Here is a 14855-nt window from a genome sequence, read left to right as displayed (position 1 = left end):
GGGCATTGCCTTACTTGATCAACAAACCTTGGCCCGTGGGCATTTCGAGCACACGGTAACCGTACTTGGCAAACCAGGGGTCTTCGGCCAGCTTCTGCGCACGGTAGGCCAACCAACCGTAGTCGTCCAGAATCAGGACGGCACCCGGAACCATGCGTTCAAAAAGAACCTCCAGGGCACCCACCTCCGCATCGGCATTGTTCATGTCCAGATGCATGAAGGCGATCTTCTGCGGGGCGACCTCCGCCAGCACCTCGGGCACCTTGCCCTGGGTGACGGTGACATTGTCGAATCCAGAAAAGCGCTCCTTCACCTGCGCATACAGCTGCTTGCTGTGCTCAGGCATCGCATGGTGGGGCAACGAAGGGTCGTGGTCGAACAGGTCGTACAGGTAATAGTGGCGGTCCGGTCGGCTGGCGAAATCCACCGCATCGCACACGATGCGGGCTGTGGTGCCCTTGTAACAGGCGCATTCCACAAAGTCGCCCTCCAGGCGCAGGCCATTGCGCACCCCCCACAGCACGGTGGAGATGCGCCAGAGAACCGCCTTTTCGATATCGGTGCTCGCATGGGCTTCAAACGCCCGCATCAAGGGCTCGTCTTCCAGAAAGCCCAGATTGCGGTGGTAGGTGAAAAGATTGTCGCCCGCGTAGATTCCGCTCTGGCCACTGATGCCGTTGATGGACTGCTGGATGCCCTGGATGAAGCCCGGCATGTCACTGAGCCCAAAAAAGGCCGTACTCAAATGATTTTTCATGGATACCTTCCTGCTGTTTGGGTCTGCACAGGCCAGCGCCAACGCCCGTCACCCCAGACGGGTCGGGCCATCACCCCAAACTCCGCCTGCAGGCGCGCCACACTGATGGGCGCAAACCGCTGCAAAGGGGCCCCCTCCTGCACCTCGAAGGAGCTTGCGTAGTGTTCGCTCAGCCATTGGAGCCACTGACCATGGGTGGTTTGCCGACCACTGGCCACGTTGTAGGTCACGGACCGCCCGCCCAGCGCAATGCGCGGCAGCCAGTGGACCACATCGTCGATATGAATGTAATCCTTGGCGCTCTCCGGGTGGCTGCGCAGCAGCATGGCACCCTGTTGCGCCTGGTGCACCAGATCTGCCACCAGATTGCCTGCCTGCGCATCCATCCCGGGCCCGACCACGTTGGACAGGCGCGCCACGCGCACGCCGGACCGTCCACTGGCATGGCACAGGGACTCGCCGGCCAGCTTGGACAGGTTGTACAGATAGGATGGATCGCCTGGCACCACGCTCAGGGGGGCCTCCTCATCGGTGCTTGCCGCCCCCATGTAGACCCGCGTGGATGACAGGTACAGCAGCGAATCGAACTGCGCCCGCCGCAGCACCTCGGCCAGCAACCCGACATGGGCCTCTACGGTGTCGAAGGGGCGCGAGCGGAAATCCGCCGTGAGGCCCACGCAGTACAGGACATGGCCCAGCGGTTGGCTGAATAAACCGGCGTTGTCCCGTGCCGGCGCCAAGACGGTGTGGCCCTGACCCTGCAGGTGTGCGACCAGCCGGCTGCCGATATAGCCCGACGCCCCCAGCACGGTGAAGGGCGTCACGTGCGCGCCCCCACGGCCCGCAGCGGGTGCCCGGCGTACACGGTGTAGGCGCGCAACTCCCCCCGGACGACGGAGCCGGCCCCGACCACGCAGCCCTGGCGCAGCACAGCCCCGTCCAATAGCACGCAGTTGGCACCAATCCACACGTCGTCCTCGATCGTGATGCCTCCCTTGCTGGGTTGAAAGCCCTGCTCGCGAATGAGCCGGTCTCGCTCGGCATAGGCGTGGTTCACCGGTGCAAAGGTGCAGTTGGCCGCAATGGCGACATGGTTACCCATGCGTATGCCGTTGCCCGTGTAAAAAACACAGCCGGCGTTGATGACCACATGCTCGCCCACAACGAGATCGCCAACGCCTCCTGCGGGCTTGACCTTGACGAAGCTGTCGATCACCGAGTGCGCCCCGATCACGATGCGGGTGCCACGCACCGAGTCTTCGATGTCGGCCAGGTGCGAGACTTTCGCCGAGGGATGGATGTCGATCACGCAAACACCTCCAACCGGGGGACCGCAACGGCAAACTGCCCACCCCAGGCACGTACATAGTCCAGTTGCGCCGTCACCTCCTCACGCAGGTTCCACGGCAGGATCAGCACGCGGTCGGGGCGGTGCGCGCGCAGGTGCGCCTCATCGACCACCGGGATGCGGCTGCCGGGCAGGTACTGCCCCTGCTTGGCAGGGTTGCGGTCCACCACATAGGGCAGCAGGTCGGCCCGCACGCCGGCAAAGTTGAGCAGGGTGTTGCCCTTGGCCGCCGCGCCATAGGCGCCCACCTGAAGGCCGCGCACATGGCAGTCGAGCAGAAAGGCCAGCAACTCGCGCTTGATGCGCAGTGCCTCGCCTTGCAGGCCGCCGTAGAACGCCGCCGACGACACACCGGCCGCCGCTTCCCGGGCCAGCAGCTCGCCCACCCGGCCATGTACCACGGGCGCGGCATCGCTGCGCTGGGCGAACACGCGCAGGCTGCCGCCGTGGGTGGGCAGCTCCTGCACGTCGGTCACCACAAGGCCGTTGGCGGCAAAGATGCGCTGCACTGCCGTGAGCGAGAGGTAGGAGAAATGCTCGTGGTACAGGGTGTCGAACTGGCACTGCTGCACCAGTTGCAGCAGGTGCGGAAACTCGAAGGTGGCCACGCCCTGCGGCTTGAGCAATACGGCAAAACCTGCGACGAAGTCGTTGATGTCGGGCACGTGGGCCAGCACATTGTTGGCCACCGTGAGATCGGCGGCGCGTCCCTGGGCCACCAGCTCACGGGCGAGCTTGACGCCGAAGAACTGCTCCACGACCTCGATGCCGCGCGCCCGGGCCGCCGCGGCCGTGCTGGCCGTTGGCTCCACGCCCAGGCAGGGGATGCCGCGCCCGGCCACGTACTGCAGCAGATAACCATCGTTCGCGGCCACCTCCACCACATGGCTGTGGGCACCCAGCGACAGGCGCTCTGCCATCTCCTGCACATAGGCCTTGGCATGGGCCAGCCAGCTGCTGGAGAACGAGCTGAAATACGCGTAGTCGGCATCGAACAGCGCATCGGCGGCCGCAAAGTCTTCGGTCTGCACCAGCCAGCAGTTCTCGCACACCAGGACCCGGAGCGGGTACCAGCGCTCGGGGGCATGCAGCGCGGGCTCGCGCAGGTAGGCATTGGAAGGCGGTGCCGTGCCCAGGTCTGCCATGGGCAGGGTCACGGGGGCGGCGCAGTGGCGGCATTGCATGGACAGAACTCGGTCAGGACAGCGGCAACCCGGTGAAACCGGGGGCCAGCAGGGGATGTTCGGCATCGCGCGGTGACCGCTCGGCCACGGGCAAGGGCCAGGCAATGGCCAGGCGGGGGTCGAGCGCATCGAGCCCGCCTTCCGAGGCGGGCGCATGGGGGGCGGAGTGCAGGTAGAGCATCTCGCAGCCGTCGGACAGGGCCTGGAAACCATGGGCAAAGCCGGGCGGGATGAGCAGGGCCCGGTGGTTGGCCGCCGACAGCTCGGTGCCGAACCATTGCAGAAAGGTCGGCGAGCCGGCCCTGAGGTCCACTGCCACGTCCCACACCGCACCGCGCAGGCAGCTCACCAGCTTGGCCTCGGCCGCCGGAGGATGCTGAAAGTGCAAGCCCCGCACCGTGCCGCGCTGGGCCGTCAGGGTATGGTTGATCTGCGCGATCGGCCAGGTCCAGCCCGCAGGCGCCAGGTCTTGCGCGCAGAACATGCGCGCCAGGAAGCCCCGGCTGTCCACGAGCGGCTGGCGCTGCACGGTCACCAGGCCCGCCAGCGGCGTGGGATCCAGGGTGAAGCGGCTCACGGGGCCGCCCCCGGCACGGCGGCGCACGCCTGCTCGTAGGCGTCCAGGTCGGACAGGCACAAGGCGCGCGCATCGGCGCCTGCGTGGTAGCCACGGTACCAGGCCATGGTGCGGCCCACGGCCTCGGCCAGCGGCCAGCAGGGGGTGATGCCCAGCAGATTGCGCGCGCGGGCCGTATCCAGGGCCAGCAGGCCCGCCTCGTGGGGGTTTCTGGCATCGCTCTGGTAGAGCACGGCGGCGGCGGGGTAGGCAGCCCCTGCCAGCTCGATGACCCGCCCGACGGTGGCCGCCTCCTGCGGTGCCGGGCCGAAGTTGTAGGCACCCGCGCTCGCGGGCTGCTCCCACAGCACCTGGGCCAGGCGCAGGTAGGCGGCCAGCGGCTCCAGCACATGCTGCCAGGGCCGGGTGGCGTGGGGGTTGCGCAGCACCAGGGTCTGGCCGGCAGACCAGGCGGCAGCAGCGTCGGGCAAAAGGCGCTCCGGCGCCCAGTCGCCGCCCCCGATCACGTTGCCGGCGCGGGCGGTGGCCACGGCCACCCCCTGCGCGGACAGGAAGGCATCGCGGTAGCTCGCCGTCACGATCTCGGCCGCGGCCTTGCTGGCGCTGTAGGGGTCGTGCCCTCCGAGCGCATCGTCTTCGCGGTAGGGGTACACCCATTCGCGGTTGCGGTAGACCTTGTCGGTGGTCACCACCAGCGCCACGCGCACGCCGGCCAGGCCGCGCAGGGCATCGAGCACGTGGGCCGTGCCCATGACGTTGGTGGCATAGGTGTCCAGCGGTGCGGCGTAGCTCGGTCGCACCAGGGCCTGTGCCGCCAGGTGCAGCACGATGTCCGGGCGGGCTGTCTGGACGAGGGCCGCCGTGGCACCCGCATCGCGCACATCACCGACATGGCTGTCCATGCCCTGCGCCACACCGGCCAGTGCAAACAGGCTGGGCTCGGTGGCCGGCGGCAGGGCCATGCCGGTGACCTGGGCTCCCAGGCGCTGCAGCCACAGGGCCAGCCAGCTGCCCTTGAAGCCCGTGTGCCCCGTGAGCAGCACGCGCTTGCCACGCCAGAAGTGGGGATCGGGCAATGCCATGCTCACCAGCACTTCCAGGGGGCCCGGCCGCTCTGCCAGAGTTCTTCGAGCAGGTTCTTCTCGCGCAGCGTGTCCATGGGCTGCCAGAAACCGTGGTGTTCAAACGCCATCAGCTCGCCATCGCGCGCCAGGCTTTCCATGGGTTGCGCTTCCCAGGGGGTGGCATCGCCTTCGATGCGGTCGAGCACCTCGGGCGACAGCACGAAGAACCCGCCATTGATCCAGCCGCCGTCGCCGCGTGGCTTTTCGACAAAGCCGCGCACGCCCTCCCCCTTGCCATCGCCGTCACGCACCAGCGCGCCGTAGCGGCCGGGCGGCAGCACCGCGGTCACCGTGGCCAGCTTGCCATGGGCGGCATGGAAGGCGAACTGCGCGGCCATATCCAGGTCGGCGACCCCATCGCCGTAGGTGAAGCAAAAGGGTTCTCCCTGCGGCAGGTACTCGCGCACGCGCTTGAGGCGCCCCCCGGTCAGCGTGGACTCGCCGGTGTCCACCAGCGTCACGCGCCAGGGCTCGGCATGGCGGTGGTGCACCTCCATGCGGTTCTCAGCCATGTCGAAGGTCACATCCGACATGTGCAGGAAGTAGTTGGCGAAATACTCCTTGATGATGTAGCCCTTGTAGCCCAGGCAGATGATGAATTCATTGACCCCATGGGCGGCATAGGTCTTCATGATGTGCCACAGGATGGGGCGCCCGCCGATCTCGATCATGGGCTTGGGGCGCAGGTGCGACTCTTCGGAAATGCGGGTGCCCAGGCCACCGGCCAGCAACACGGCTTTCATGGGTGACACGCCCCTGCTGTGCGGGCATCCTCAAACCGGCCTGTCTTCATATATAGATCACCTGTGTCCATGGGGTCTTGCCAAATCTGGCGTCCTAAAGCCCTACTATTGCGCAGCATAAACACTGCGGGCGTTTCCGAAATCGGGAAAACCGACGGAAAAACCACGCAACCCGCCCAACCGAGCGAAGTGACAGGCGCTTTCCCGCTTGCTCGCAGGACTGGTTCGCGCACAATCAGATACAGTAAAACCAGCGATACGGCCCGGCGCCGTGTCTCCACCGCAACCGCCCAGCCCTGCCTGGCGCCCGCCAAAACAAACTGAATCAGCATGTTCGTCATCATTGGCTACGTCGTCAGCATGGTCTGTATCTTCGGTGTGTACATCGTGCACGGCGGGAACATCCAGGTGATCTTGAAAGCATTGCCTTTCGAGCTCATCACCATTGGCGGCAGCGCCATGGGCGCCTTCGTGGTGAACAACCAGCCCAAGGTGCTCAAGGCCACGCTCAAGGCCGTTCCGGCCGCCCTCAAGGGCTCCAAGTACACCAAGGCGCGCTACATGGAGCTGCTGGCCATGCTGTACGACATCCTGCAAAAGGCCCGCAAGGAAGGCCTGATGGCCATCGAAAAGGATGTGGAAGCCCCCCATGAGTCGGAGATCTTCAAGAAGTACCCCACGGTGGGCAGCGACCACCATGTGATCGAGTTCACCACCGACTACCTGCGCATGATGGTCTCGGGCAACCTCAACTCGCACGAGATCGAGGCCCTGATGGACAACGAGATCGACACCCACCACCAGGAGGCCCATGCCCCGGTCGCGGCCATTGCCCGGCTGGCCGGTGCCCTGCCCGCCTTCGGCATCGTGGCCGCCGTGCTGGGGGTGGTGAACACCATGGGCTCGGTGGGGCAACCCCCGTCGGTGCTGGGCGGCATGATCGCCTCGGCGCTGGTGGGCACCTTCCTGGGGATCTTGCTGGCCTATGGCTTCGTGGAGCCCCTGGGCGGCCTGATGGAACAGAAGACCGAAGATGCCGCCAAGGAATTCCTGTGCATCAAGTCCACCCTGCTGGCCAGCATGCAGGGCTACAACCCTGCCACGGCCATCGAATTTGGCCGCAAGGTGTTGTTCTCCACCGACAGACCGACCTTCGCGGAACTTGAAGGACACGTGAAGGGCAAGAAGTAAGCCCACACTACCATGGCAGAAAAGAAGCTCCAGCCGATCATCATCAAGCGCGTCAAGAAGGGCGGCCATGCCGTCCATGGCGGCGCCTGGAAGATCGCCTATGCCGACTTCGTGACGGCGATGATGGCCTTCTTCCTGCTGATGTGGCTGCTGGGCTCCACCGCCAAGGGGGAGCTGCAGGGGATTTCCGCGTACTTCAGCTCTCCGCTCAAGGTGGCCATGACCGGCGGAGACGGCGCGGGCAACAGCTCCAGCGTGATCCCGGGCGGAGGCAATGACCTGTCCAAGGTGCACGGCCAGGTGCGCCGCTCCGACTCCGAACCCGACAACAACCGCAAGGCCAGCATCGACAACGCACGCGCCGAGCGCGCCAAGCAGGACCAGGAGCGCATCAAGGCACTGCAGGCCAAGATCGATGCCCTGATCACCGAGAACCCGCGCCTGAACGAGTACAAGTCGCAGATCCGCATCGATGTCACGCCCGACGGGCTGCAGATCCAGATCGTGGACGACCAGAACCGCCCCATGTTCGACAGCGGCAGCGCGCTGGTGAAACCCTATATGCGCGATATCCTGCGCGAGATCGGCGCCGCGCTGGGCGGGGTGGAAAACCGCATCAGCCTGGCCGGCCACACCGATGCCGTTCCCTATGGCAACAGCGAGCGCGGCTACAGCAATTGGGAATTGTCGGCCGACCGGGCCAATGCCTCGCGCCGCGAGCTGGTGTCTGCCGGCATGCCCGACGCCAAGCTGGGCCGCGTGGTGGGCCTTGCCGCCAGCGATCTGCTCGAACCCACGAATCCACGCGCACCCGCCAATCGCCGTATTACCATCACGGTGCTGACCCGAGAGGCCGAAGAACGCCTCATGGGCAAGGGGACTCCTGCGGCGGCAAGCGCTCCAGCAGAGCTGCCGACGGAAAAGCGCGAAAATCCAACGCCTGGCGGGTGATCGTTACGACTTGTCACCAAACCTGCCACACTTGACAATACAACCAGCCTATTTCGACCGAAAGGGTCCCACGTGACCACAGCCCTTCGCTTCTTGATCGTTGACGACTTCTCCACCATGCGGCGCATCGTCCGCAATCTGCTCAAGGAGAGCGGATTTGCCGATGCGGACGAGGCCGAGGACGGCGTCGCCGCGCTGAACAAACTGCGCAACAGCAAGTTTGATTTCGTGGTGACGGACATCAACATGCCCAACATGAACGGTTTCCAGCTTCTGGCGGAAATCAAGAAAGACGACAAGCTCAAGCACCTTCCGGTGCTGATGGTGACCGCCGAAGCCCGCAAGGAAGACATCGTTGCGGCCGCCCAGGGCGGTGCTGCCGGGTACATCGTCAAGCCTTTCACCAAGGCCACGCTGGAGGAAAAGGTCCTGCTGATCCTCAAGAAAATGGGAATGTGACGCCATGGAAACACCAGACGCCCCCCAGGGTGAACCCACGGCCGACGTTCACCACAAGATCGGTCTGCTGACCCGCCAGCTGCATGATTCGCTCAACGAACTGGGCTATGCCGACAAGCTGCGCGGCTCCATGGGCGAGCTGCCGGACGCCCAGAGTCGCCTGTCCTACATAGCCCGCCTCACGGGCGAGGCGGCCGAAAAGGTGCTCAACCGGGTCGAGCAGGCCAAGGCACAGCACGACTTCATCGCCGCCGAGACGCGCCGCGTGGTCGCCTCGCTGGTGAAAGACCCGGTGGCCGCCGTGGCCAAGGGCGAGATCATGAACTTCCTGACCGACGTGGAACGCGTCACCATGGAAGCGGATACGCACCTGACCGAAATCATGATGGCGCAGGATTTCCACGACCTCACGGGCCAGGTGATCGCCCGGGTGGTCAACCTGGCCGCCACCATCGAAGAGCAGCTGGTGCAGTTGCTGATCCAGACCGCCCCGCCCACTGCCAACGTGCCCGCCGCCTTGGTGGAGCCACCGCGCGAGCACCTCGCCGGCCCCGTGGTGGACCCGGACAACACCCCCGACATCGTGACCGACCAGTCCCAGGTGGACGACCTGCTGGCCAGCCTGGGCTTCTGACCCGGCATCCTTCCAACCGGCCCGGCGCAGCGACGCCAGCCGATGCCCGCGCGCTCCGCGCTGTGCGGCAATGACAAGGTACCAGGAGGCTGTCGGACTTGGAAATCGTCGGCTGCAAATCGGCCGCAGCGGCCCATTTTTCACCGCCTTTTTGCCCCATAGCCTGGCTATGGCGCTGCAAATCCGGCAAAAAAAGCCCTCGCTGAGACCGATTTTCGCTTTCGACGCTCCAAGTCCGGCAGCCTCCTAGGGAAAAGGGGCCTGCAGCCGCCCTTTATCCGTCTTTAGATTTCCGGGTCGCTCACGACAATGGCAGGACACAAGTTGTCACGCCATCATGGAATCCAGCCAAGAAAAAAGCCTACCGGCGTCCGAGCGAAAGCTGCAAAAAGCACGCACGGACGGGCAGGGTGCGCGCTCGCGCGATCTGTCCCACCTGGCCATTCTGGGTGCGGGTGGCGGCGCCATGCTGGTTCTGGCCCCGACACTCATGGAGCACCTGCAGCAGGCCATGGGCCACCAGCTGGTGTTCGACGCCCGCACCGTGATGGCACCCGCCACCATGCTGGACCGCCTGCGCACCATGGTCATCGTGGGCCTGATCGCCAGCACCCTGTTTGCCCTGCTCACCAGCGGCGCCGCGCTGCTCAGCGCCATCGGCGCCGGCGGCTGGATCTTCAGCATGAAGCCCATCAGCCCCCAGTTCAACCGCCTGAACCCGCTGTCCGGGGTGGCGAACCTGTTTGCCAAGCAGCAGATGGCCAACGTGGCCAAGATGATCCTGATGACGGCCATCATCTCCGCCGTGGCCTGGCACTACATGGCCGGCAGCATCGAGCGCGTGGCCATGCTGGTGCTGCAGCCCTCGCCCATGGCGATCCGCCAAATGTCCGAATGGCTGGTCTCCGGCGTCAGCCTGATGCTGCTGGTGGTCTTCATGGCGGCGCTGATCGACGTGCCGCTGCAGGCGTACTTCTTCAAGGCGCGCCTGAAGATGTCGCACGAGGAAGTCAAGCAGGAGCACAAGGAATCCGATGGCGACCCGCACACCAAGGGCCGCATTCGCCAGAAACAGCGCGAGATGGCCGACGGCGCCAGCGTGGCCGCCGTGCCCAAGGCGGACTTCGTGGTGATGAACCCCACCCACTATGCCGTGGCGCTGAAGTACGACGACAAGACCATGGCCGCGCCGCAGGTGATCTCGCGCGGCACCGACCTCACCGCCATGCGCATCCGCGACCTGGCCCGCGCCCACGATGTGCCCGTGCTGCAGTCGCCCATGCTGGCGCGCGCCCTGTACGCACACGCCGAGATCGACCAGGCCATCCCGGCCACGCTGTATGCCGCCGTGGCGCAGGTGCTGGCCTATGTCTACCGCCTCAAGGCCGCGCTGCGCGGCGAAGGGCAGATGCCCGATGAACTGGTCGAACCCTACGTTCCCCCTGAGCTCGATCCGCTGAACAAGACGTCGTCCACCGTGCAAGGCACCGCCCCATGAACAATTCCATGAATTCCCTTCGGCTGTGGGCTGGCAAGAACACATCGGCCTTCCAGGGCATGTCGGCGCCGTTGCTGGTGGTGGCCATCCTGGCCCTGATGGTGCTGCCCATCCCGCCGTGGCTGCTGGACACCTTCTTCACGCTGAACATCGCCGTGGCGCTGATGGTGATGATGGTCTCGGCCTACATGATCCGGCCGCTGGACTTTGCCGCCTTTCCCTCGGTGCTGCTGCTCACCACGCTGATGCGCCTGTCGCTGAACGTGGCATCCACCCGCGTCGTGTTGCTCGAAGGCCACACCGGACCCGGTGCCGCCGGTGCCGTGATCGAGGCCTTCGGCCACTTCCTGATCGGCGGCAACTTCGCCGTCGGCCTGATCGTGTTCGCGATCCTGGTGGTGATCAACTTCGTCGTGATCACCAAGGGGGCCGAGCGCATTGCCGAAGTGTCGGCCCGCTTCACGCTGGATGCCATGCCCGGCAAGCAGATGGCGGTGGACGCCGACCTCAACGCCGGCCTGATCGACGAGAAGGAAGCCAAGCGCCGCCGCGCCGAAGTGGGCGAGGAAGCCAATTTCTTCGGCTCCATGGACGGCGCCTCCAAGTTCGTGCGCGGCGATGCCGTCGCCGGCATCCTGATCCTCTTGATCAACATCATCGGCGGCTTCGCCATCGGCGTGCTGCAGCACGACCTCACGGCCAAGCAGGCCGCCGACAGCTACATCCTGCTGGCCATCGGTGATGCCCTGGTCGCCCAGATCCCCGGGCTCCTGATCTCGGTGGCCGCTGCCATGGTGATCTCGCGCGTGGGCAAGGAACAGGACATGGGCCGCCAGATCGTGCAGCAGCTGTTCATGTCGCCGCGCGTGCTGGGCGTCACCGCCGGCATCCTGATCCTGCTCGGAGTCATCCCCGGCATGCCGCACCTGGTGTTCCTGATCACCGGCGCCCTGCTCGGGTACTGGGCCTGGTCCCTGTACCGCCGCCAGCAGGTGCCCGAGGAAGTGGCACCGCCCCCGCCCGTGGCCACCGACGGCGAAGCCACCTGGGACGACCTGCAGCCCGTGGACCTGCTCGGCCTGGAACTGGGCTACCGCCTGATCACCCTGGTCGACAAGAGCCGCCAGGGCGACCTGCTGACCCGCATCAAGGGCGTGCGCCGCAAGTTCGCGCAGGAAGTGGGCTTTTTGCCCCCTGCCGTGCACGTGCGCGACAACCTGGAGCTCAAGCCCAGCGGCTACCGCATCACCCTGCGCGGCGTGGTGGTCGGCGAAGGCGAAGCCTTCCCCGGCATGTTCCTGGCCATCAACCCCGGCGGCATCACCACGCCGCTGATCGGCACCCCGACCACCGACCCCGCTTTCGGCCTGCCAGCACACTGGATCGACGACCGGCAGAAGGAAGCGGCGCAAATGGCCGGCTTTACGGTCGTTGATTCGGAAACCGTGATGGCGACGCATTTGTCACACTTGATGCAAGTGCAGGCAGCCAAGTTGCTGAGCCGCACGGAAACGCAGCAACTCGTGGAACACGTCGCCAAACTGGCCCCCAAGCTCATCGAAGAAGTCGTCCCGAAAATGGTCTCCATCGCCACGTTCCAGAAAGTCCTCCAGCTGCTGCTGGAAGAGTCTGTGCACATCCGCGATATCCGCACCATCATCGAAACCCTGGCCGAGCATGCCGGCGGCATCTCCGACCCGGTGGAACTGGCGCGCCGCGTGCGCATCGCCCTGTCGCCGGCCATCGTGCAACAGATCTACGGCCCGACACGCGAACTCAACGTCATCGCCATCGAACCCGGTCTGGAGCGCCTGCTCGTGCAGGCCCTGGGCAACACCGCCAGCCCGGCACTGGACCCCGGCGTGGCCGACATCCTGACCCAGAAGGCCGCTGAAGTGGCCCTGCGGCAGGAAGAAATGGGCCTGCCCGCCTGCCTGCTCGTTCCCGACCAGATCCGCAATGCGATCTCCCGCCTGGTGCGCCGCGTGGCACCCCGCCTGCAGGTCCTTGCCCACAGTGAAATTCCCGAGACCCACACCATCCGTATTGGGCCCATCCTCAAAGGTGCATCATGAACATCAAACGCTTTCACGCTGCCACGTCCCGTGAAGCACTGGCCAAAGCGCGCATGGCCTTTGGCGAGGGTACGCTGATCCTGTCCAACCGCCCGACCGCCAACGGCGTGGAAGTGATGGCCACGGCCGAGGACACGCTCTCGTCGCTGGACAGCGCCGCTGCGGCCAGGCAGTTGAGCGCCCCCTCGCCCCTGGCACAGGCCAGCCAGCGCCAGCAGATGCAGCAACAGCAGCCCCGCGCAGCGCAGCCTGCGGCCGCGGCCCAGCGCAACCCGGTGGAGGAAGACACCGAGCAGTTGGCCATGAGCACCCTGTCCTTCCAGGACTATGTGCGCGAGCGCATGCTGCGCCGCCGCCATGAGGCCATCAGCGGCCCCTCCGACCCGGTTCCCATGATGGAGCGCAGCCGCGACCGCGCTGCCGAACTGGCCCGCGAGCGACCTGCGGCCCAGGTGGCGCGCCACAACCCGCTGCGCTCGATTCCCATGGACCTGCCGGAGCCCGCACCCCGCAGGCAGCAGCGCCAGGACGCACCCTCGCTCTCGAATGCACAGGTGAACAACCAGCAGAACCTGATGAACGAGCTGCACTCGATGAAGGAGTTGATCGAGGACCGCTTCAACACGCTGGCCTGGCTGGGCCAGGCGCGCCAGAATCCGATCCAGTCGAACCTGATGCTCAAGATGATCCGGGCCGGCTACTCGCCCGCCCTGGCGCGCGCCGTGCTCGAGCGCTTGCCCGAGGACCTGTCGGCCGGCGAGTCCGTGCGCTGGCTCATGGACGTGCTGGAGCGCAACCTCAAGACCGATGCAGGCGCGCCTCCCCTGTACGAGCAGGGAGGCATCTTCGCCATGGTGGGCTCCACCGGCGTCGGCAAGACCACCACCACCGCCAAGCTGGCGGCCCTGTGCGCGCGCATCCACGGCCCCGGCAGCGTGGGCCTGATCACCCTGGACACCTACCGCGTGGGCGCCCACGAACAGCTGCGCACCTATGGCCGCATGCTGGGCATCGTGGCCCACCTGGCCCATGACCGTGCGGCGCTGCAGGACCTGCTGGGCCTGCTCAGCGGCAAGAAGATGGTCCTGATCGACACCACCGGCGTCGCCCCGCGCGACCCGCGCAAGCGCGACATGCTCGACGTGCTTGACCTGCCCCATGTCAACCGCCTGCTGGTGCTCAACGCCGGCTGCCATGGCGACACCCTGGACGACGTGCTGACCTCGTTCAAGACCAATGGCTCGCAGCAGGCCATCCTGTCCAAGGTGGACGAAGCCGTGAAGCTCGGCCCCTCCATCGACGCGCTGATCCGCCACCAGATGGTGCTGCGCGGTGTGACCAACGGCCAGCGCGTGCCCGAGGACTGGGAAGCCGCCGACGCCCACCAGCTCATCGGCACCTCGATGCGTGCGCCGGTCAAGTCACCGTTCGACCCCAAGGCCAGCGACCTGAATTTCTTCTTCTCGCACTCTCCCGAAATGGCAACCGACAGGGGGTTGGTCGATGCTTGATACCGGCTTTCACCAGGCTGCGGGGCTGCAAAGCTTCACCCCGCAAACCGAATTGCGCGTGCTGGCCGTGGCCAGCCAGGAACAGGCCGGCAGCGGCCTGGAGACCCTGTGGCAGGTCTGCGCCAGCCTGCAGCGGATGGGCTACCCGGTGGTGGTGCTCGACGCCACCGGCTACGAGACCGACGATTCCCCTGGCCTGTACCATCTGCTGCGCCGGGCACCCTGGCACGACGGCATGGACCAGGGCGCCGCGGCCTCCTCCCTGGCGGTGATCCCCGCTGCACGGGGTCTGTGGCAGATCACCCGGGCCGACCGCCCGGCCCATGTCTCGCCGCTGCAGGACATCCAGCCCTACGTGCGCGCCTACAGCATCCTGGTGCTGCACGCCCCGCCCCCTCTGCTGGGCCAGTTGCTCACCCACACCCGGACCACACCGCTGATGGTGATGGAGGGCGGCGCCGCAGGCGTGCTCACAACGTACAAAAGCTTGAAGCAGATGGCCCAGCACACGGGCCTTTCCTGCACCGTGGCGGCCTTGGTGCGCGGGTCGGGTGCGGCCGAGCGCCGCAAGACCCTTGCAGCATTGCAGACATTGCAGGACTGCGCCGAGCGCCACCTGGGCGGTCAGGTGCACACTACCGCCGTCTCCACCCAGAATCCCCAGGACCTGCAGCGCCTGGCCTTGCAACTGCTGGAAAACGCGGGCACCATCAATGGAACGATGGCAGCTGCCGCTGCAATTGCATCCAGCAATTTCGCCGGTACGCCGGCAGCTGCACACCTCGTTCGGAGCCACTGATCTG

At 66.0% G+C, this 14855-nt stretch carries 15 protein-coding genes; 8 read left to right on the top strand and 7 right to left on the bottom strand.

What is annotated here, in order from left to right; genetic code table 11:
• Window positions 1-10 precede the first annotated feature (10 nt).
• The 7 genes from U5N23_RS03310 to rfbF are packed head-to-tail and all read right to left on the bottom strand — an operon-like array spanning window position 11 to window position 5733.
• Complete coding sequence (locus U5N23_RS03310; protein ID WP_322591427.1) at window positions 11-757, bottom strand: class I SAM-dependent methyltransferase; 747 nt, start codon at window positions 755-757, stop codon at window positions 11-13.
• Window positions 754-1581: an NAD-dependent epimerase/dehydratase family protein gene (locus tag U5N23_RS03305; protein WP_322591426.1), complete on the bottom strand. Its 828-nt coding sequence runs from the start codon at window positions 1579-1581 to the stop codon at window positions 754-756. Before U5N23_RS03305 ends, U5N23_RS03310 begins: the two co-directional genes overlap by 4 nt.
• On the bottom strand, window positions 1578-2066 hold the full coding sequence (locus U5N23_RS03300; protein WP_322591425.1) for an acyltransferase: 489 nt from the start codon (window positions 2064-2066) through the stop codon (window positions 1578-1580). Before U5N23_RS03300 ends, U5N23_RS03305 begins: the two co-directional genes overlap by 4 nt.
• The gene (locus U5N23_RS03295; RefSeq protein WP_322591424.1) at window positions 2063-3289 is read right to left on the bottom strand and encodes a class I SAM-dependent methyltransferase; all 1227 of its coding nucleotides are present in this window, start codon (window positions 3287-3289) and stop codon (window positions 2063-2065) included. Before U5N23_RS03295 ends, U5N23_RS03300 begins: the two co-directional genes overlap by 4 nt.
• Before the next feature lie 13 nt (window positions 3290-3302).
• On the bottom strand, window positions 3303-3866 hold the full coding sequence (locus tag U5N23_RS03290) for a dTDP-4-dehydrorhamnose 3,5-epimerase family protein (protein ID WP_322591423.1): 564 nt from the start codon (window positions 3864-3866) through the stop codon (window positions 3303-3305).
• Window positions 3863-4948 carry a CDP-glucose 4,6-dehydratase gene (gene rfbG, locus U5N23_RS03285; RefSeq protein ID WP_322591422.1) on the bottom strand — a complete coding sequence of 362 codons (1086 nt, stop codon included), beginning with the start codon at window positions 4946-4948 and terminating at the stop codon, window positions 3863-3865. The genes U5N23_RS03290 and rfbG overlap by 4 nt, the downstream gene beginning before the upstream one ends.
• A gap of 2 nt (window positions 4949-4950) precedes the next feature.
• Complete coding sequence (rfbF, locus tag U5N23_RS03280; RefSeq protein ID WP_322591421.1) at window positions 4951-5733, bottom strand: glucose-1-phosphate cytidylyltransferase; 783 nt, start codon at window positions 5731-5733, stop codon at window positions 4951-4953.
• A 330-nt stretch (window positions 5734-6063) separates the two neighbouring features.
• Between rfbF and motA the strand changes: the two genes are divergently transcribed.
• The 8 genes from motA (at window position 6064) to U5N23_RS03240 (ending at window position 14851) form a co-directional block, all read left to right on the top strand.
• Window positions 6064-6924: a flagellar motor stator protein MotA gene (gene motA / locus U5N23_RS03275; protein WP_057204096.1), complete on the top strand. Its 861-nt coding sequence runs from the start codon at window positions 6064-6066 to the stop codon at window positions 6922-6924.
• 12 nt (window positions 6925-6936) lie between these two features.
• The gene (motB, locus tag U5N23_RS03270; RefSeq protein ID WP_322591420.1) at window positions 6937-7875 is read left to right on the top strand and encodes a flagellar motor protein MotB; all 939 of its coding nucleotides are present in this window, start codon (window positions 6937-6939) and stop codon (window positions 7873-7875) included.
• A gap of 72 nt (window positions 7876-7947) precedes the next feature.
• Window positions 7948-8334, top strand: coding sequence for a chemotaxis response regulator CheY (gene cheY, locus U5N23_RS03265; RefSeq protein WP_007852233.1), 387 nt, complete (start codon window positions 7948-7950; stop codon window positions 8332-8334).
• Window positions 8335-8338: 4 nt separating this feature from the next.
• The gene (locus tag U5N23_RS03260) at window positions 8339-8968 is read left to right on the top strand and encodes a protein phosphatase CheZ (protein WP_322591419.1); all 630 of its coding nucleotides are present in this window, start codon (window positions 8339-8341) and stop codon (window positions 8966-8968) included.
• Between the two features lie 337 nt (window positions 8969-9305).
• A complete protein-coding gene (locus U5N23_RS03255) occupies window positions 9306-10466 on the top strand; it encodes an EscU/YscU/HrcU family type III secretion system export apparatus switch protein (protein WP_322591418.1) in 1161 nt (386 codons plus the stop codon).
• A complete protein-coding gene (flhA, locus tag U5N23_RS03250; protein WP_322591417.1) occupies window positions 10463-12541 on the top strand; it encodes a flagellar biosynthesis protein FlhA in 2079 nt (692 codons plus the stop codon). The genes U5N23_RS03255 and flhA overlap by 4 nt, the downstream gene beginning before the upstream one ends.
• The gene (gene flhF, locus U5N23_RS03245) at window positions 12538-14052 is read left to right on the top strand and encodes a flagellar biosynthesis protein FlhF (protein ID WP_322591416.1); all 1515 of its coding nucleotides are present in this window, start codon (window positions 12538-12540) and stop codon (window positions 14050-14052) included. The genes flhA and flhF overlap by 4 nt, the downstream gene beginning before the upstream one ends.
• Entirely contained in the window at window positions 14045-14851 is an 807-nt protein-coding gene (locus tag U5N23_RS03240; RefSeq protein WP_322591415.1) for a hypothetical protein, read from the top strand. The genes flhF and U5N23_RS03240 overlap by 8 nt, the downstream gene beginning before the upstream one ends.
• The last annotated feature ends 4 nt before the right edge of the window (window positions 14852-14855 follow it).

This window comes from Acidovorax sp., assembly GCF_034519795.1.
Lineage (GTDB): Bacteria > Pseudomonadota > Gammaproteobacteria > Burkholderiales > Burkholderiaceae_C > Acidovorax.
Note: the sequence above shows the minus strand (reverse complement) of the source record. Positions and strands in the feature narration are given on the sequence as shown.